The sequence below is a fragment of the Streptomyces sp. NPDC088747 genome (assembly GCF_044751025.1).
Lineage (GTDB): Bacteria > Actinomycetota > Actinomycetes > Streptomycetales > Streptomycetaceae > Streptomyces.
Map to the genome: position 1 here is coordinate 195,668 of NZ_JBIVKZ010000006.1, position 17,861 is coordinate 213,528.

The 17,861-nt window shown below is 70.3% G+C and carries 13 protein-coding genes, 1 tRNA gene and 1 pseudogene; 12 read left to right on the plus strand and 3 right to left on the minus strand.

Going from position 1 to position 17,861, the window contains the following annotated elements:
- The first annotated feature begins 4 nt into the window (after nt 1-4).
- The 10 genes and pseudogenes from ACIP79_RS16620 to ACIP79_RS16665 all read left to right on the plus strand — a co-directional run bounded on the left by ACIP79_RS16620 (nt 5) and on the right by ACIP79_RS16665 (nt 10,359).
- The gene (locus ACIP79_RS16620) at nt 5-694 is read left to right on the plus strand and encodes an HAD family hydrolase (protein WP_401223748.1); all 690 of its coding nucleotides are present in this window, start codon (nt 5-7) and stop codon (nt 692-694) included.
- On the plus strand, nt 691-1,743 hold the full coding sequence (locus ACIP79_RS16625; protein ID WP_401223751.1) for an ABC transporter ATP-binding protein: 1,053 nt from the start codon (nt 691-693) through the stop codon (nt 1,741-1,743). Before ACIP79_RS16620 ends, ACIP79_RS16625 begins: the two co-directional genes overlap by 4 nt.
- A 250-nt stretch (nt 1,744-1,993) precedes the next feature.
- Nucleotides 1,994-2,797: pseudogene (locus ACIP79_RS16630) on the plus strand (2-aminoethylphosphonate ABC transporter permease subunit); the annotation flags it as partial.
- On the plus strand, nt 2,784-3,581 hold the full coding sequence (locus ACIP79_RS16635; RefSeq protein WP_401223754.1) for an ABC transporter permease: 798 nt from the start codon (nt 2,784-2,786) through the stop codon (nt 3,579-3,581). The pseudogene ACIP79_RS16630 and the gene ACIP79_RS16635, both read left to right, overlap by 14 nt.
- A 58-nt stretch (nt 3,582-3,639) precedes the next feature.
- Entirely contained in the window at nt 3,640-4,722 is a 1,083-nt protein-coding gene (locus tag ACIP79_RS16640) for a 2-aminoethylphosphonate ABC transporter substrate-binding protein (RefSeq protein ID WP_401223757.1), read from the plus strand.
- Nucleotides 4,723-4,963: 241 nt separating this feature from the next.
- Nucleotides 4,964-6,445, plus strand: coding sequence for an alkaline phosphatase family protein (locus ACIP79_RS16645; protein WP_401223760.1), 1,482 nt, complete (start codon nt 4,964-4,966; stop codon nt 6,443-6,445).
- Between the two features lie 112 nt (nt 6,446-6,557).
- Entirely contained in the window at nt 6,558-7,337 is a 780-nt protein-coding gene (locus tag ACIP79_RS16650; RefSeq protein ID WP_383677656.1) for an HAD-IIA family hydrolase, read from the plus strand.
- Between the two features lie 115 nt (nt 7,338-7,452).
- Entirely contained in the window at nt 7,453-8,007 is a 555-nt protein-coding gene (locus tag ACIP79_RS16655; RefSeq protein ID WP_401223763.1) for a hypothetical protein, read from the plus strand.
- Between the two features lies 1 nt (nt 8,008).
- Nucleotides 8,009-8,674, plus strand: a complete 666-nt coding sequence (locus ACIP79_RS16660; protein WP_401223766.1) for a class F sortase — start codon at nt 8,009-8,011, stop codon at nt 8,672-8,674.
- Between the two features lie 665 nt (nt 8,675-9,339).
- The gene (locus tag ACIP79_RS16665) at nt 9,340-10,359 is read left to right on the plus strand and encodes a glycoside hydrolase family 6 protein (RefSeq protein ID WP_401223768.1); all 1,020 of its coding nucleotides are present in this window, start codon (nt 9,340-9,342) and stop codon (nt 10,357-10,359) included.
- A 63-nt stretch (nt 10,360-10,422) separates the two neighbouring features.
- On the opposite strand, the gene ACIP79_RS16670 is transcribed toward ACIP79_RS16665, so the two are convergent.
- The 3 genes from ACIP79_RS16670 to ACIP79_RS16680 form a co-directional block, all read right to left on the minus strand.
- Nucleotides 10,423-12,360, minus strand: a complete 1,938-nt coding sequence (locus ACIP79_RS16670; RefSeq protein ID WP_401223770.1) for a galactose oxidase-like domain-containing protein — start codon at nt 12,358-12,360, stop codon at nt 10,423-10,425.
- Complete coding sequence (locus ACIP79_RS16675) at nt 12,357-14,324, minus strand: glycosyltransferase family 2 protein (RefSeq protein ID WP_401223773.1); 1,968 nt, start codon at nt 14,322-14,324, stop codon at nt 12,357-12,359. The genes ACIP79_RS16670 and ACIP79_RS16675 overlap by 4 nt, the downstream gene beginning before the upstream one ends.
- A gap of 404 nt (nt 14,325-14,728) precedes the next feature.
- Nucleotides 14,729-14,802 (minus strand) — tRNA-Lys (locus ACIP79_RS16680).
- A gap of 186 nt (nt 14,803-14,988) precedes the next feature.
- On the opposite strand from ACIP79_RS16680, the gene ACIP79_RS16685 reads away from it, so the two are divergent.
- Together ACIP79_RS16685 and ACIP79_RS16690 are read left to right on the plus strand one after the other, a co-directional pair.
- The gene (locus tag ACIP79_RS16685) at nt 14,989-16,341 is read left to right on the plus strand and encodes a peptidoglycan-binding protein (protein ID WP_401224274.1); all 1,353 of its coding nucleotides are present in this window, start codon (nt 14,989-14,991) and stop codon (nt 16,339-16,341) included.
- 241 nt (nt 16,342-16,582) lie between these two features.
- A complete protein-coding gene (locus tag ACIP79_RS16690; protein WP_401223774.1) occupies nt 16,583-17,767 on the plus strand; it encodes an SPFH domain-containing protein in 1,185 nt (394 codons plus the stop codon).
- Nucleotides 17,768-17,861 lie beyond the last annotated feature (94 nt).

The window sequence follows — 17,861 nt, forward strand, 5'->3', positions numbered from 1 at the left end:
CGAGTTGAACGACATACGACTTGTGGTGCTCGACATGGCGGGAACCACCGTCGCCGACGGCGGACTCGTCGAGCGGGCCTTCGCGACGGCCGCCGGGGAACTCGGCGTCGAGCCCGGCTCCGCCGACCACGCGGAGAAGCTCGACTACGTCCGCGCCACCATGGGCGAGTCCAAGATCTCCGTCTTCCGGCACCTGTTCGGTGAGGAGACACTCGCCCAGCGGGCCAACTCCGCCTTCGAGAAGGCGTACGGGGAACTCGTCGACGACGGGCTCATCGCACCGGTCGACGGCGCGCGCGAGGCCATCGAGGAACTCACCGCCGCCGGGCGGACGGTCGTGCTCACCACCGGGTTCGCCCGCGTCACCCAGGACGCGATCCTCGACGCCCTGGGCTGGCGGGACCTGGTGCCGCTCACCCTGTGCCCCGCCGACGCGGGGGGCCGCGGGCGCCCGTACCCCGACATGGTGCTGGAGGCGTTCCTGCGGACCCGGGCCGCCGACGGCCTGCGACAGGTCGCGGTGGCCGGCGACACCTCGTACGACATGCTCAGCGGCGTACGTGCCGGGGCCGGGGTCGTCGCCGGTGTCCTCACCGGGGCGCACGGGGACACGGCGTTGCGGGCCGCGGGTGCCACCGCGGTCCTCGGATCCGTCGCCGAACTCCCGTCCCTGCTCAGGGAATTCGGGTCATGAGCGGCGGTGTCCGCTTCGAGAACGTGTCGGTCGCGTACGGCGGGACCACGGTCCTCGACTCGCTCGGCCTCACCGTCGAGCCCGGCGAGGTGATGGCGCTCCTCGGGCCCTCCGGATCCGGCAAGACGACCGCCCTGCGCGCCGTCGCCGGGTTCGTACGGCCCGACTCCGGGCGGGTGTTCATCGGCGACCGCGACATCACGGACCTGCCGCCGCACCGGCGCGGGATCGGCATGGTCGTCCAGCAGTACGCCCTCTTCCCGCACATGCGGGTCGAGGACAACGTCGCCTTCGGGCTCAGGGCGCGGAAGGCGCCCAAGGGGGAGATCCGCGGGCGGGTCGCCGAGGCGCTGGAGATGACCGGGATGGGGGCGTTCGCGCGGCGCTACCCGCGCGAACTGTCCGGCGGGCAGCAGCAACGGGTCGCCATCGCGCGGGCGCTCGCCATCCGGCCCGGCGTCCTCCTGCTCGACGAGCCGCTGTCCGCGCTCGACGCGCAGCTGCGCTCCGGGATGCTCGGCGAACTCGCCCGGCTGCACCGTGAGTTGCCCGAGGTGTCGATCCTGTACGTCACCCACGACCAGGTCGAGGCGCTGACCCTGGCCGACCGGATCGCCGTCATGGACAAGGCCCGGCTCCAGGACGTCGGCACGCCCCAGGAGCTTTACCGGGCGCCGCGCACCGAGTTCACGGCGTCGTTCGTGGGCAACGCCAACCTGCTGCCGGTGACGGTGGGTTCCGGCACGGTGTCCCTCGCCGGGACCGAGCTCAGGATCCCGACCGGGGGTGCCGCCCGGGGGGCGTCCGCCACGCTGTGCATACGCCCGCATCTCGTCGGACTCGGGGCGGGGCCGAACTCCCTCGGCGGGACCGTCGCCGAGGTGCAGTGGCGGGGGGCCACCCATCGGCTGTACGTCGATGTGGGGGGCCACCGGGTGATGGCTGATCTCCGCGAGTCGCGGACGCCGCCGGCTGCGGGGGAGTCGGTGGAGCTGCACTTCGCCTCCGAGGACGCGGTACTGCTCGCCGGCGGGGTGACCGATGGCTAGGTCCAGCGAACCTCCGACGACAGGTGACCCGGCGCCGGTGGCTGTGCCCACCCGTTCCGCCCTGCGGAACGATTGCCCACAGCGGGGTCAGCCGGATCAGCCGGATCAGCCGGATCAGCCGGATCAGCCGGATCAGCCGGATCAGCCGGATCAGCCGGATCAGTCTGGCCAGCCGGGCCAGCCAGGCCAGCCGGAGTCGGCGGCGTCGGCGGCGTCTCATCATCACCCCCGGCGATGGTCCAGCGCCCCCCTCTGGGCCCTGCCCCCCGTCGCCGTCCTCGGGCTTGTGTTTCTCTATCCGCTCGCTCTGGTCGTCCAGCAGTCGTTTCGGCCGGACAGCGGGGGGACGTCGGCGCGGGCGTACGGGGACGTGTTCGCCTCGGCGGCGTTCCGGGAAGCGCTCGGTACCACGGTGTGGCTGGCGGTCGGGTCCACCGTCGGATGCCTGGTCCTCGGATTCGTCCTCGCCCTGGTCATCGCCTTCGTGCCGTTCCCGGGCGGGAAGGCCGTCGCCAGGTTCATCGACGTCTTCCTGTCCTTCCCGTCCTTCCTGATCACGCTCGCGCTGCTGTTCGTCTACGGCACCGTCGGCATGGCCAACGGCCTGTGGACGGACGCCACCGGAGCGGCCGAGGGACCCTTCCAGTTCCTCACCACGCCCTGGGGAGTGCTCCTCGCGGAGATCACGTACTTCACCCCGTTCGTGATGCGGCCGCTGCTCGCCGCCTTCTCCGGCATCGACACCGGTCAGCTGGAGGTGGCGTCCTCCCTCGGCGCGCGGCCCGCCCGGATCGTGCGGCAGGTCATCCTGCCCGAGGCGCTGCCCGCGCTCGCCGCCGGCGGTGCCCTCGTACTCGTGCTGTGCCTGAACGAGTTCGGCATCGTCCTGTTCACCGGGGCGAAAGGGGTCACCACCCTGCCGATGCTCGTCTACAGCAAGGCGATCCTGGAGTCCGACTATCCGGGAGCGTGTGTCGTCGCCGTCGTCAACGTCCTGATCTCCGTGGGGCTCTACGGCCTCTACCGGGTGGTGAGCCGCCGTGCTGGTGCATAGCCGCAAGGGGAAGTGGGCCACCTGGGCCGTCTTCTTCGTCCTCTTCCTGCCCCTGTTCGCCCTGCCGCTGCTCGTCGTCCTCGCCGCGTCGTTCGCCACGAACTGGTCGAGCGCGTTCCCGTCCGGCTTCACCACCGGGCACTACTCCGCCGCCACCCGCGGCGAATCCCTCCGGGCCCTCACCACCAGCCTGGTCACCGCAATCACCGCGAGCGTGCTCGCGCTCGTCGTCGGCACCTGGGCGGCGCTCGCCGGGCACGCCCTGAAGAAGCGCGGCAAGCGGCTGCTGGACGCGCTGTTCATGCTGCCGGTCGCGGTGCCCTCCGTCGTCGTCGGGCTCGCGATCCTGGTCGCCTTCTCCAAGCCGCCGATGCTGCTCAACGGCACCCGGTGGATCGTCGTCCTCGCGCACGCCGTTCTTGTCACGGCGTTCGCCCACCAGTCGGTGTCGGCCGCCGTCACACGGCTCGACCCGGCGTACGAACAGGCCGCCGCCTCCCTCGGCGCCCGGCCCTCCTACGTGCTGTGGCGGGTGCGGCTGCCGCTGCTGCTGCCCTCGCTGACCGCCGCCGCGGGCCTCTGCTTCGCCCTGTCCATGGGCGAGTTGAGCGCCACGATGATGCTCTACCCACCGGACTGGACCCCGCTTCCCGTCCAGATCTACGCGGCCACCGACCGCGGCGCCCTGTTCACCGGTTCCGCTCTCGCCGTGGTCCTCATGACGGCGACGGTGCTCGTGCTGTTCGCCGTCTCCCGGATCCGCACCAGGGCCTCCTACCGCTGATCCGCTCCACCCGTCGTAACCCTCAAAAGCACCGCTCACGCAAGGAGTTCACCTCGCCATGCCCAGAAACAAGCACCTCAGGCCGGTCACCGCCGTCGTCGGCGTACTCGCTCTCGCCTCCACCCTCACCGCCTGCGGGGGCGACTCCGCGGCCTCCGACGCCAAGGTCGTCACCGTCTACAGCGCGGACGGACTCAAGGGCGAGAACGGCGACGGCTGGTACGACCAGGTCTTCAAGGACTTCGAGAAGGAGACCGGGATCGAGGTCAAGTACGTCGAGGGCGGCTCGGGCGAGATGGTCCAGCGGGCCGTCCGCGAGAAGACCAACCCGCAGGCCGACGTCCTCGTCACCCTCCCGCCGTTCATCCAGCAGGCCGACGGCAAGGGACTGCTCCAGAAGTACGCGCCCGAGGGCTCCGACCAGGTCGACGGCGCCGACAAGGCAGCCGACGCCACCTGGACCTCCGTCGTCAACAACTACTTCGGCTTCGTCTACAACAAGAAGGAGCTGAGCCAGGCGCCCACGACGTGGGAGGAACTGCTCGACGGCACGTACGAGAACAAGCTCCAGTACTCGACGCCCGGCGTCGCCGGTGACGGAACCGCCGTACTCATCAAGGCGATCCACGACTTCGGCGGCAAGGACGCGGCGCTGGAGTACCTGAAGAAGCTCCAGACGAACAACGTCGGCCCGTCCGCCTCCACCGGCAAGCTCGCCCCCAAGGTCGACAAGGGCGAACTGCTGGTCGCCAACGGCGACGTCCAGATGAACTACGCGCAGTCCAAGGACATGCCGAACCTCGGCATCTGGTTCCCCCAGGCCACCGACAAGGCCACCGACGGCGCGGGCAAGCCGACCACCTTCGCGCTCCCGTACGCCGCCGGCCTCGTCACCAAGGCCCCGCACACCGAGAACGGCAGGAAGCTCCTCGACTACATGCTGACCGCCAAGGCCCAGCAGCAGGTCAGCGAGATCGGCGGCGGCTTCTCCGCCCGCAAGGACATCAAGGCCACCGACGCCAACGCCATCGCCCTCACCAAGCTCATGGACGGCGTCGAGGTCTTCGAGCCCGACTGGGCGGACATCGACAAGAACCTCACCACGTACGTTGAGGACTGGAAGTCCGCCACCGGCAGCTGAACCACCGGCAGCTGAACGATCGGCAGTTGACCCACCGGCAGCCGAACGACCGGCAGCTGAACCACCGGCAGCCGAACTGCCCACCCGTACCACCCCCGCCACCCGCACCACCCCCACCACCCGCGACGCCCCTGGACCCGAACCGCCGGGGGCGTCGCCGTGCCCGACCGCGTCACCCCTCGCTGCTCCATCCGTGCTCCACACCCTCGTCCCCCTCCCGGAGGATCACGTGTCGTCACGCATGTCCCGTCGCTCCCTGCTCGCCTCCGCGGCCGGTCTCGCCCTCGCCGCCGGCCCGCTCGCGTCCGTCGCCCGAGCCGCCGCCAGGACGCCCAAGGTCCTCGTCATCGGCCTCGACGGCACCCTGCTGAGCCGTGTCAAGGACGCCGACGCGCCCAGTCTCGACGCCCTGATGGCCGCGGGTCTCACCGCGCCCAGCAGCGTCTACGCCAACCCGCTCGCCCCGACCCTCTCGGGCCCCGGCTGGTCCACGCTCATCACCGGTGTCTGGCCCGACAAGCACAACGTGAAGGACAACAGCTTCACCGGCCAGAAGTTCGCCCAGTACCCGGACTTCCTCACCCGGATCGAGACCGCGAAGCCGTCCCTGTCGACCTACGCCGTCTCCTCCTGGGCGCCCCTGACGGACACCGTGTTCTCCGCGAAGGTCGACACCCGCGTGTCCACCCCGAGCGCCGAGTACGACACCGGCACCACCTCGCGCGCCGTCGCCCGGCTGCGCGACGCCGACCCCGCCGCGGTCTTCGTCCAGCTCGACAACGTCGACCACGCGGGCCACAGCTACGGCGCCGCCAGTCAGCAGTACCTGGACGCCATCCACGGCGTCGACACCCAGGTCGGACAGATGGTCGCCGCCGTCAGGTCCCGTGCCACGTACGCCTCCGAGGACTGGCTGATCATGATCACCGCCGACCACGGACACACCGACGCGGGCGGCCACGGCGGCTCCAGCTGGCCCGAGCGGCAGACCTTCCTGATCGCCACCGGCCCGACGCTCGCCGCCGGCTCGGTGCGCCACGACGTCAAGATGCCGGACGTCGCCGCCTCCGCCCTCGCGCACCTCGGCGTCGCCGTCGACCCCGCCTGGGGACTCGACGGACGGCCCGTGCAGCAGCCCGCCCCGGACGACTTCGACGCGCTGCGTCCCCAGCTCGCCACCCGCGTCGACGAGACCGGCATCGGCGCGACGGTGCTCGGATTCACCCACACCCCGCCGAACGGCTGGTCGGTCGACAACTCCGCGATGGGCACGGGCGGCGTCACCGAGTGGCGCGGCTGGTCCTTCACCACGGACGAGTTCTGGACGAAGGCGCAGGCCGACCAGAACCGTGAGAGCAACGTCCGGGCCCGCAACGTCTTCGCGGTCGCCGACGGTGACGAGTGGCAGGACAAGACCTTCTCGGGCACCTTCGACTCCACCCTGGTCAGCCCCGCCTATCCGGTCACCGCGGGCGCCGCCGCCACTCTCACGTACACCACCTACTACCGCCAGGAGTCCCCGCAGAAGGGCGAGGTACTCGTCTCCTACGACGGCGCGACGCCGGTCGCCGTGCGGACGTACACCTCCGACACGTCCTCCCGCGTGGAGACGGTGACCCTCCAGGTGCCGGCCGGCGCCAGGACGGCCCGGGTCCGGTTCCGCTACACCGGCGGCAACAACTGGTACTGGGTGATCGACGGAGTGTCGGTGAAACCGGCCTGACCAGGCCGGTGCCGCGCGGGCCTGACTAGGGTGGGGGCGTCGGCACAGCGCCGTTCCGGCGCCCCCGGATCGAGTGCGTACGTACGCCACAGGACGGCAGGAGACCCAGCACATGTCAGAGCGCAAGCCCATCGAGTCGTGGCTCACCGACATGGACGGTGTGCTCATCCACGAGGGCGTGCCGATCCCCGGCGCCGACGCCTTCATCAAGAGGCTGCGGGAGTCCGGAAAGCCCTTCCTGGTGCTCACCAACAACTCGATCTACACCGCCCGTGACCTGCACGCCAGGCTCCAGCGCATGGGTCTGGACGTGCCCGTCGACAACATCTGGACCTCCGCCCTGGCCACCGCCAGGTTCCTGGAGGACCAGCGGCCCGGCGGCACCGCGTACGTCATCGGCGAGGCGGGCCTGACCACGGCGCTGCACGACATCGGCTACGTGCTCACCGACCACGACCCCGACTACGTGGTCCTCGGGGAAACCCGTACGTACTCGTTCGAGGCCATGACCAAGGCGGTCCGGCTGATCAAGGGCGGCGCCCGTTTCATCGCCACCAACCCGGACGAGACCGGCCCGTCCACGGAGGGTCCGCTGCCCGCCACCGGAGCGGTCGCCGCGCTGATCACCAAGGCGACCGGCAAGCAGCCGTACTTCGCGGGCAAGCCGAACCCGCTGATGATGCGGACCGGCCTGAACGCCATCGGGGCGCACTCGGAGACCAGCGCGATGATCGGCGACCGGATGGACACCGACGTGCTGGCCGGTCTCGAGGCAGGCATGGAGACGTTCCTGGTGCTCACGGGGCTGACCACGCCCGCCGAGATCGAGCAGTACCCCTACCGCCCCTCGACGATCGTGGACTCCATCGCGGATCTCGTCGACCGCGTCTGAGCCGCCGCCCGCACCGGGCGCTAAACCATTCGCAACCCGAACGGAGCAGTCGTACGCCTCTGGAGATGCGCCCCGGCGTCCTCGGGAGCAGTCTCCAGGTATCTGGAGGTTCACGATGCGCTCACTGCGAATCACTCTCTGTGCCGGTGCGGCGGTGGCGGCCACGTTCGCTCCGGTCGCCCACGCGGCCGACTCGGGCGTCCGGGTGACGCCCGGCTCCCCGGCCCCCGGCGGCGACATCCAGCTGCGGGTTAAGGGCTGCGAGGGACGGACGGGGACCGCGAAATCGGACGCGTTCGTCGCGGACGCGCGGCTCACCGGCGAGCACGGCGCACTCGCCGGCGAGACCCGGGTGCCCAGCTCGCTCGAACCCGGCACCTACGACATCAGGGTCAGCTGCGACGGCCACGACGACCGGATCAAGGGCACGGTGACCGTCGGGGCCGCCCACGGCGGCAGCGCCCGCCCCTCCGCCGCGCCCGCCTCGCCGGTCGCACCCGTGCAGGCCGGCGGCGGGGGAGCCGCGACGCAGCTCGCCCTGGTGGACGCCCGGCAGACCGGCCCCGGCACCTGGCACGCGGTGGTCGGCCTCGTCCTCGCGAGCGTGGCGGCCGTGGCCGTCGCGGTACGCAGTGCCCGCCGGAGCCGGCACGGCGACGCCCGCGACTGACATGTCCGCGGAGGAGCACTCCTCGGCCGCCGGGCGCCTGATGACGGGCGCCGCCTGGGCGGTACTGCTGCTCGGACTCTGGCTGTGGGGCCGTGAGGTGACGGACGTACGGCCGGGGACCTCGTCGCCGACCACCGGCGACATGGCCGCGGTGGGACGTCCGCCCGGGATACGACTGCCGCCCGCGAGGCGGCCGTTGGGGGACGCCAGACCGCAGCGCGTCGACATCCCCGCCATGGGGGTGCAAGCGCCCGTCGTGGCCCGTGGCCTCGATCCGCAGGGCGCGATCGACCCGCCGCCCCTCGACCAGCCGGGTGTGGTCGGCTGGTACGGCGCCGGCACGAAACCCGGGGCGGCCGGTACCGCGCTGCTCGTGGGGCATGTCGACACCGAGACCAGGCCCGCGGTCTTCTACAAGCTCAGCACCGTACGGCCCGGCGAGACCGTGCGGGTGATCCGCGAGGACGGGACGGTCGCCGAGTTCACCGTGGACGACGTGCGAGTCCTCTCCCGCGACGACTTCGACGCCCAACAGGCCTACGGATCCAGGCAGTCGGGCCGGGCCGAGCTGCGGCTCATCACCTGCGGAGGCACCTTCGACGCGGCGAGCCGCACCTACACGGCGAACGTGATCGTCTCGGCGTACCTCACGGGAAGCGGACTCTGACCGCGCCGCGGAGCGGCTGCCGGGCACCTGGCCCGGTCGGCGACCCGCTCCCCCCGGGGAGCCACCGACCGGGCTGGTCCTCGACCGCGCGCGCACGGGCTGCGGGAGTAGCCCGGCGTCCGTCGCGGGAGGTAGGGGGCAGTTCCGCTGATGTCGCGGCGACATCGCGAACCCGGTGGACCGGCCGGGGGCTGGGGCCGTTCGAGGCAACTCTAGAGGGGATCAGCGCTCCGGCCTAGGGTCTCTTTGACGTGAAGTCGACAGCTCGACCTGCGCGCGATCCACGCAGGTGAGACCCGCCCCGGCAGCGCCTTCCCGGGTGCTGCGAGGGCCAACCGCCCGGCCCCCTCCCAGTCCCCTCCTAGCCCCCTCCCAGCCCCCCCCCCGCGCAACTCCTCCTCGTGCACCGAGCGGTCGATCACCGCCGTCGCGACCAGCCGTTCCGTGCCGTAACCGTCCAGAGCTGATGCGAGGAGCGTTTCCCGGGTAGTCGGGTGCGTGTGACCTACCCCGATTCCGTTGATCCCCGCTTCCCGTCCCAGGCCCGACGCACCCGTGCGCCCGGGGCTGTAACAGCTCTCCACCAAGGGTCGGGTGACCTCGTGGGCGAGGCGGGACCTATGTCAGGATTGACCCTTCGGACAGTGCACCCGAGGGGGAGTTGGATGTACGGCAGCAGGCAGGCCGGGGCACGGGCGTCCGTGGTGATGGCAGGGGCGGCACTGCTGCTCGCGGGGTGTTTCTCCTCGGGGGGCGACGGCGACGAGAACGACGGCTCCGGTGCCAAGGTCACACAACAGCCCAAGGACTCCGACCCGTTCTGGGTGAACCCGGACGGGAACGCGGCGGCACAGGTCGCCACCTACGTGAAGGCGGGCAAGGACGACGACGCCGAGCAGATCCGCAAGATCGCCCAGCAGCCGACGGGCGAGTGGATCGGCCCGGAGAACCCGGAGCAGGAGGCACGCGGCTTCACCGAGGCCGCCGAGAAGGCCGACCGGGACGCGATCCTGGTCCTCTACAACATCCCGCACCGCGACTGCGGCCAGTTCTCGCAGGGCGGCGCCGCCGACGGCAACGCCTACCGGACCTGGATCGAGGGGGTCGCCAAGGGCATCGGGGACCGGCCCGCCACGGTGATCCTGGAGCCGGACGCGGTGCTGCACCTGGTCAACCAGTGCACCCCGGAGGAGTTCCACGAGGAGCGCTACGACCTCCTCAAGGGCGCCATCGGCGAGCTCAAGGCACTGAAGAACACCAAGGTGTACGTGGACGCGGGCAACGCGGGCTGGGGCCACCCCGACCAGATCTTCGAGCCCCTCCAGTGGGCGGGCATCGAGGCGGCGGACGGCTTCTCGGTCAACGTCTCCAACTTCTACTCGACCAAGGACTCCATCGCCTACGGCAAGCAGCTCTCGGAGAAGGTCGGCGGCAAGCCCTTCGTCATCGACACCAGCCGCAACGGCAACGGCCCGTACACCGAGGGCGAGGCCGACGAGAACTGGTGCAACCCGCCCGGCCGCGCGCTGGGCGAGACCCCGACGACGAAGACCGCGGATCCGCTCGTCGACGCCTATCTGTGGGTCAAGCGGCCGGGGGAGTCGGACGGCGAGTGCAAGGGCGGCCCCAAGGCCGGCGAGTGGTGGGCGGACTACGCGCTGAAGCTGGCGAAGGCCACCGAGTAGGACCCGGTACGTGAAGGGGGCGCCCACCGCGAGAAGCGGAGGGCGCCCCCGGTCACGTACGGGCTAAGGCACCTTCACCCACCGCGCCTTGCTCGGTGTCCCCTCGTCGTCCGTCACGAAGAGCATGTACCAGCCGGACTCCACCAGGTTCCGGTTCTTCGGCACCGTCACCGTGACGCCGTCGGCCGTCTTCTTCAGGTCCAGGGCGATGGACCGCTGGTCGGTGTCGGTGACATGGGTGGAGGCGCTCGGCCGGATCAGCCGGGCCGTCTTGATGGACGACGCGTGCTCGGACTTGAAGGTCCCCGAGGCGCCGCGGGCGATCGTCTCCGGACCGCCGGAGAGCGTGGGCTGCGAGCCGTGGAACAGGTACGGCGGCGTGTAGATCTCGATGCGCTGCTCGAAGACGCCGGGCTTGGTGTTGGCCTCGTCGGCGTACAGCGAGTCGGAGCCGAAGAACATCACGCGGCCGTCGGGCAGCAGCAGCGAGCCCGAGTGGTAGTTGCGGCCCACCAGCGGGTCGGCGACCCGGTTCAGCTCGCCCGACTTCGCGTCGTAGATCCGCGCCTGGAGGATGTTGGAGTCGCCGCGCCCGCGGTAGTCCTCCGAGCCGCCCGAGATCAGCACGGAGTCGTCGGGGAGGATCGAGGACTGGGGGTAGCGGGTGCCCTTCTCCAGTGACGGCCCGTCCACGAACGCCGGGTCGTCCGCGAGCAGGTCGATGATCCGGGTCTTCTCGCTGGACCTGTCGGACTCGCCGACCCCGCCGCCGCCGATGACCATGTACTTCTCGTCCTGGGCCGGCGGCAGCAGCACCGTCCCGGAGGTCTCCAGGAGCTTCGGGTCGCTCATGCCGGTCAGCTTCTTGAACTTGTTGGTCTCCAGGTCCCAGATGCCGGGGTCGCGGCCCACGTCGTCCGGGCCGTACCCCGCGTTCGAGCCGGAGTAGAAGAGCTCGCCGGTCTGCATCAGGGAGATCGCCGGGTAGGTCGGGAACTGCCGGACGCCCTCGGTGTACGTCCACTTCTTGGTCTTCGGGTCGAAGACCTCGTTCTTGCCCGGGACCAGCTGGCCGATCTCGTCCAGGCCGGAGAGGCTGAGGACCTTGCCGTCCGAGAGGGTGGTCAGCGTGGGGTACCAGCGGGCCTCGTTCATCGGGTCGACCTTGATGTACTTCTCGGCGACCGGGTCGAACTCGTAGGCGTCCTTGATCCCCTGGAAGTCCTTCTTGTCCAGGGCCAGCTTCTCCGCGATGCCGTACGTGTTGCGGGCGTCGGTGCCGGTCAGGCCCTGGACGCGGTAGTTGTCCTGGGTGCCCGTCTCGTACTGGGTGCCGCTCTTCTGCGCCTCGACGTAGATACGGCCGAGGCCGGGGTCGTTGCGCAGGAACACGCCGGTGTCCGGGTCGAAGACCTTCTTGGCGCGCGGGACGAGCACCGGGTCCTTGGAGACGAACGTCCTGCCGTTCTCCTTGCCGGTGAACTTGGTGCCCGCGGGCAGCGTGATCGGCTCGTCCGGGTTCTCGTTGTGCACCACCATCAGGCCGCCGGCCTTGGTGACGTCACCCTTCATCTTCTCGTAGCGCTTGGTGCCGCCCGCGATCAGCAGATTGCCGTTGGAGAGCTGGGTGTGGCCGGTGCAGAACAGGTCGGCCGGTGTCGGGACCTTCTTGATGGTGCCCTTGACCGGGTCCCAGATCCGGGTGTCGAACTTCTTCGCGTCGAAGTTGTCCTGGTCGTTGCCCGAGCCCGCGATCAGCAGGATCTTGCCGGTGTGCAGCAGGGCGGCGTGGATGGTGTTCTGGCGGAACTCCTCGGGGAAGTCGATGACGTCCCAGTGGCCGTTGGCGGCCTTGTACTCCGGCTTGTTGATCTTGTACTGGTGGTACTGCTCCGTCCCGAAGCGATACAGCCACGGGCCGTTCATCCCGGCCAGCGCGATGACCACCGCCGCGCCTATCGCAAGACGACGGGCACGGCGGCGGCTGGCACCGTCTTTCATTTCTTATGTCCCCCAAGGGAAATCTGCATGGTCTGGTCGTTCCCGCCGTTCGCGGCGGCCCACTGCGGCTTGTGCTGCGGGGCGTGCGGAGCGTGCTGCTCCTGCTGGGGCACGGAGGCCTGTGGCGGCAGTGCGGACTGCGGCGCCGAGGCCGGCCTGGCGTGCGCCCCCTTCGGCTTCTTCCTGTCCTGCCGCATCGACCAGCGCCAGGCGAAGATCGGCGAGGCGGTTATCAGCAGGGCGAAGGTGGCCCAGATGGTCATCGCGGGGTGGGAGTGCCCGAGCACGATGCCGGCGGTGATCGAGCCGGCGAAGACCAGAATGAAGAACAGGTGGATCCGGAAGGTCCCGAACAGGGTGTCGGGGCTCGCCGAGTCGCCCTTGGGCGTCACCACGAACTTGCTCTTGCGGCGCAGCACGGCGTCCATCAGCGACCGGGCGTAGATCGGCGCCGAGAGGGCCGACATCATCATGCCCGCCACGCCGCCGCTGCCCTCGGGCTCGTGCGGGGAGACGTTGTGCCGGCGGTTCCAGATGTAGAGCCCGATCTGCAGCGCCGAGGCGTTGCCGTACAGCATCAGCCAGACCGTCGGGTCGATGTTCACACCCGAGGCGCCCAGACCCAGGAAGAGCGCGCAACTCAGCGCCGCGAGGATCCAGTTCAGGGCCGACATCGGGTAGAAGATGATCATCATGGTGTAGTTGAAGAGCTTGCTCGGCGGCAGCGAGTACCAGCCCTTCCAGTACTGCTTGAGGATCGTCTCGTAGGTGCCACGGGACCAGCGCAGCTGCTGGGTGAAGAAGTCCGTCCAGGCGTTGGGACCCTCGCCGACCGCGAGCACGTCCGGCGTGTAGACCGAGCGCCACTTCCTGCCGGTGGCCGGGTTCTTGGCGCGGTGGATCTCGAAGCCGGTCGCCATGTCCTCGGTGATCGAGTCGTACAGGCCGCCGATCTGCTTCAGCGCCTTGATGCGTACGGCGTTGGAGGTGCCCACGAACATCGGGGAGCCGTAGGCGTTGCCGGCGCGCTGGATCAGGGCGTGGAAGAGGAACTGCTGGGACTCGGCGGCCTTGGTGATGACGTTGTCGTAGTTGCCGTAGACCTGCGGGCCGATGACGAAGCCGACGTCCGGGTCGCGGAAGAAGCCGAGCATCCGCTCCAGGTAGTTGGGCAGCGGCACGTGGTCGGTGTCGACCGAGGCGAAGAAGTCGTAGTCGCCGCCGTGCGCGTCCAGCCAGGCGTTGTAGTTGCCGTGCTTGGTCTTGGCGCGGTGCGGGCCCTTGGCCTGGTTCCACTTCTCGACGCCCTTGCGGGAGAAGTGGTGCACGCCCAGGCGCGCGCAGACCTCCTTCACCTCCGGGTCGTCGCCCTCGTCGAGGAGCCAGATGTGCAGCAGACCCCGGTGGCGCAGCTTGACGGCGGCCTCCAGGGTCTTCGTCACCATGGCGAGGGGTTCCTTGCCGGGCACGAAGGAGGTGAGGAAGGCGACCTTGGTGCCGGTCTCGGGCACCACCGGGACGGGGTCACGGGCGACCAGGGTGGCGTGCGCGTTCGACAGCACGTTCAGGCAGCGGAAGAGCTCGATCAGGCCGATCGAGACGAGCATCACGATGTCGAGGGCCGGCAGGAAGTCGTACGCGGGGTAGTCGCGTTCCGTCCAGTGCGCGGGCTGGAGCAGCCAGACGAGCAGGACCACGGAGAGCAGCGGCGCGGCACCCAGCATCAGTGCCGCGCGTATGCGGTGCGGCTCCTGCGACAGGAGTGTGCGGTACTGCACCTTGTACGGCTTGGTGGGATCCGGCTGTGTGAGGGGCCCCGCGAGCCGGCTGTAGTGCTCGTAGTCGTATCTCGGCAGGGTCTTCTTGATCCTGCGGAAACCACCCGTCCGGTGCGAAGGCACCCTGAGCTGTGTCGTCTCGGACGGGTCGAAGTCCGGTCGGGCGCCCGTCGGCGTCGACGTCATGAGTCATCCCCCCGCACGCGGATGTCCGCGTGTTCGTCGGTTCAGTCGTCCGGTCGGATCCCCCTCGACCGTCCCGGACGCATCACTGGCAGGCCGTCGTCACCACATCATCTCCACCACAGAGACATGGAAGGACGACCTTCCGGTTGCATGATGCCCCCCTCGACATCCGTTCATGAACCGGGGCCCCCTGTCCCCGTCACGTCCGCAACCGACCTTGCCCCCAACTGTCTGGTATCGACAGTCCCTTGCAGCCCAGGGTTCTACGGCTTACATCATGATCGCAAGACGCGAAACGCGGCGTTAACCGGTCATACGCGCTAATTGGGACGTGTGTACGATGAAGGGTTTGTTGTGGCATATGACGGAGGACTCCTCGCCACGGCGAGGAGTCCTCCGGTCGGTGCGCCGCCAGGGACTCGAACCCCGGACCCGCTGATTAAGAGTCAGCTGCTCTAACCAACTGAGCTAGCGGCGCGCGCTGACCCGAGAACTCTACCGCGCCGCCGGGAGTGCCCCGGACCGTCCAGGCGTCGGCGCGGAGGGTCCCGACCTGGCCTTGTACATCATTCGGACCGTCAACATGCGACACCGGACGACAGTTGCGAAACTGGCGCCTGTGCAGAAGCGCGGAGATTTCGACCTGGAGTGTGAGGGGAATCGCATGAGGGCTCCGGTATTCGAGGAATTCGATGCCGCGAGCGACTGCGACTGCCCCGGATGCGCGCAGTGGCGACGCGTCATGCCCTATACATCCTCCCCTTCCTCTTCCCCTTTCCCTTCCTCCTGTTTTTCCCCGGCCCGCGGTCCGGTGGCCGGCCGGGCCTTCGTCCTGGTCGCGGCGGCGGGCGCCGTCCTGGGCGGCGGCTCGCCGGTGACGGCGGTCGCGGCCGCACACGGGACCGCCCGGACGGCAGTCCCCGCGGCCGACGAGCCCAGCACCCCGCAGGGCGGCAAGGCCCCGCTGCACGGTCCCGCGGGGAAACCGGCCGCCGGAAGGCCCGGCATCGTGTCCAGGGTGCCGACGACCACCCGGGCCGAGATCATCGACCGGGCCAGAATTTGGGTCGACGCGGAAGTGCCGTACAGCATGAGCGAGTACTGGTCGGACGGCTACCGGCAGGACTGCTCCGGCTTCGTCTCGATGGCCTGGAACCTTCCGGGCAACGAATGGACCGGCAGCCTCGACACCGTGAGCGTGCGCATTACCCGCGACCAGCTCCAGCCCGGCGACATTCTGCTCTTCCACAATCCGGCGAACCCGGAGAAGGGTTCGCACGTCGTCATTTTCGGCGGCTGGACGGACAGTACGCACACCCATTACGTCGCTTACGAGGCGGCGCCCCCGCACGCCCGGAAGCGGACCACTCCGTACGCGTACTGGAGCAACTCGGGCCGCTATGTGGCCTACCGCTACAAGGGTGTGGAGGAGACCGCGGGCGGGGCGGAGCCCTCGGAGCCGCAGCCGGCCGGCCGCTACCCGGGGGCCGCCTACTTCGGGCCCGGCGCGAACAACAAGTACGTCACCCAGCTGGGCCACCTCCTCGTGGAGCGCGGCGCGGGCCGTTTCTACACCTCGGGTCCCGGCCCCCGCTGGTCGAGCGCCGACCAGCGGGCCACCCAGGCGTTCCAGCGGGCGCAGGGGTGGACGGGGGCGGCCGCGGACGGGCTGCCGGGGCCGCTCACGTGGTCGTACCTGGTGGAGAAGACCGGCAGGGACATCCCCCCGGCCGGCAACCCCGGGCCGCCGCCCGGCCCCGGCGCGCCCCCGCACCAGTCGCCCGGCTATCCGGGGCGCGGGAACTTCCGCCCGGGGGCGGCCAACGCGTACGTCACCCAGCTCGGGAAGCAGCTGGTCAGGAAGGGGTTCGGCAAGTACTACACCTCGGGTCCGGGGCCGCGCTGGGGCGAGGCGGACCGGCGCAACGTCGAGGCGTTCCAACGGTCACAGGGCTGGCGCGGCGGGGCGGCCGACGGCTACCCGGGACCGGAGACCTGGCGACGGCTCTTCTCCTGACGCCCGGACGAGCGGGCCCCGCATCCGCGGCGGTTCCCGGGCCCAAGGACCCGCGGACCGCCCCGAACCACCCCCACGGCTCGCGGCCCGGGAATCGCGACCGGCGACATGTGGACCGCGGACGGCGCGGGCGCACGGGTCGGGCACACAGAGCGCGGCCACACGGGTCGGGCCCACGGAAAGCCGCACGCACTGCCGCACCCCTGATCACACTTCCACGCGCGGAGGCATGGAGGCTCGAATGAGTACGACGACGTCACACACCCCGGAGTCCGAAGGGCCGTCCTCCCGGGCGGCCGGTCCGCAACCGCCACCGGAGGGCGGTGGCACGCGCGCCACCCGGCTCATCCACAACGAGGTGACCACCGAGATCCCCGTCCACCTGCTCTTCCGGGACGATCCCGACCCGGTGTCCGTCCCGCTCGCGCCCGCCGTGGTGGGCCGGCGGCGCGGTACGGGGGAGCAGCCGCGCGTCCGGCACCCGGCGCCGGGCAGGGCACCGCGTCCGGTGCCGGAGATCGACCCCGACCTGATGGAGCGCCCCGCCCGGGTGCTGCCCGGAGTGGTGGGAGTGCTGGCCGGGGCCTGCGGGCCCGCCGGATGTGTCCTCACCTCGTGGTGGGCGGGCACCCTGCCGCCGTCGGTGGCGCGGGCGCTGGAGCTGTCCGGGCACGGCGGCGCCGGGCTCGGACCGGCGCAGTGGGCGGCGTACGCCGGGGCGGGCGCGCTGGGTCTGTTCGGCTTCGGCGGTCTCGCCCGGGGACGGACCGGGCGGGCCTGGGTGCTCGGACTGTTCGGACGCTACCGCGGCACGGTCCGGCGGACCGGGCTCATGTGGGTCAACCCGCTGGTGCTGCGCCGCCGGGTGGACGTCCGGCTGCGGCACTGGCGCAGTGAGCCGATGGCCGTGGTGGACGCGAACGGGGTCGCGCTGCGGGTGGTTGTGCTCGTGGTCTGGCGGATCAGGGACACCGCGCGCGCCACACTCGGCGTGGAGGACCACGAGACGTATCTGCGCGAGTGCGTGGAGGCGGCGCTCTCCCGGGTGCTCTCGCGGCTCCCGGCCGAACTGCCGCCCGCCGTCGTCAAGGACGCGTCGCTGCGCAACACCGAGGCGGTCGGCGAGGCGCTGACCCGGCTGGTGGCCGCGGACACGGCGCCGGTCGGCCTGGAGGTCTTCTCGGCGCAGCCGACGAGGATCGAGTACGCGCCCGAGGTCGCCGCCGTGATGCAGCGCCGCCGGATCGCCGCGCTGGACGCCCAGCACCGCGACACCGTGCTCACCTCGGTCGTCGACTCGGTGGAGGACACGGTGACCCGGCTGACCATGCGGGGGCTCGTCGAGCTCGATGACTACGAACGCAAGGCCCTGGTGAAGGACTTGACGGTGGCGTTCTACACGGGCCGCAGAGAATCGTCGGCTTGATTGGTATGGACATGTTCAACAACGGGCAATAATCTGGGACTTGGTCTAGACCTGCAATATCGCGCGCACAGCTCATGTGAACCTCCCCCACGTC

Bases quoted from the DNA above. Each gene is read 5' to 3' on its own strand.
- ACIP79_RS16665 (WP_401223768.1), top strand. From the start codon at position 9,340: ATGTACGGCAGCAGGCAGGCCGGGGCACGGGCGTCCGTGGTGATGGCA.
- ACIP79_RS16690 (WP_401223774.1), top strand. From the start codon at position 16,583: ATGAGTACGACGACGTCACACACCCCGGAGTCCGAAGGGCCGTCCTCC.
- ACIP79_RS16670 (WP_401223770.1), bottom strand. From the start codon at position 12,360: ATGAAAGACGGTGCCAGCCGCCGCCGTGCCCGTCGTCTTGCGATAGGC.
- ACIP79_RS16685 (WP_401224274.1), top strand. From the start codon at position 14,989: ATGAGGGCTCCGGTATTCGAGGAATTCGATGCCGCGAGCGACTGCGAC.
- ACIP79_RS16625 (WP_401223751.1), top strand. From the start codon at position 691: ATGAGCGGCGGTGTCCGCTTCGAGAACGTGTCGGTCGCGTACGGCGGG.
- ACIP79_RS16645 (WP_401223760.1), top strand. From the start codon at position 4,964: ATGTCCCGTCGCTCCCTGCTCGCCTCCGCGGCCGGTCTCGCCCTCGCC.
- ACIP79_RS16660 (WP_401223766.1), top strand. From the start codon at position 8,009: ATGTCCGCGGAGGAGCACTCCTCGGCCGCCGGGCGCCTGATGACGGGC.
- ACIP79_RS16640 (WP_401223757.1), top strand. From the start codon at position 3,640: ATGCCCAGAAACAAGCACCTCAGGCCGGTCACCGCCGTCGTCGGCGTA.
- ACIP79_RS16675 (WP_401223773.1), bottom strand. From the start codon at position 14,324: ATGACGTCGACGCCGACGGGCGCCCGACCGGACTTCGACCCGTCCGAG.
- ACIP79_RS16655 (WP_401223763.1), top strand. From the start codon at position 7,453: ATGCGCTCACTGCGAATCACTCTCTGTGCCGGTGCGGCGGTGGCGGCC.
- ACIP79_RS16650 (WP_383677656.1), top strand. From the start codon at position 6,558: ATGTCAGAGCGCAAGCCCATCGAGTCGTGGCTCACCGACATGGACGGT.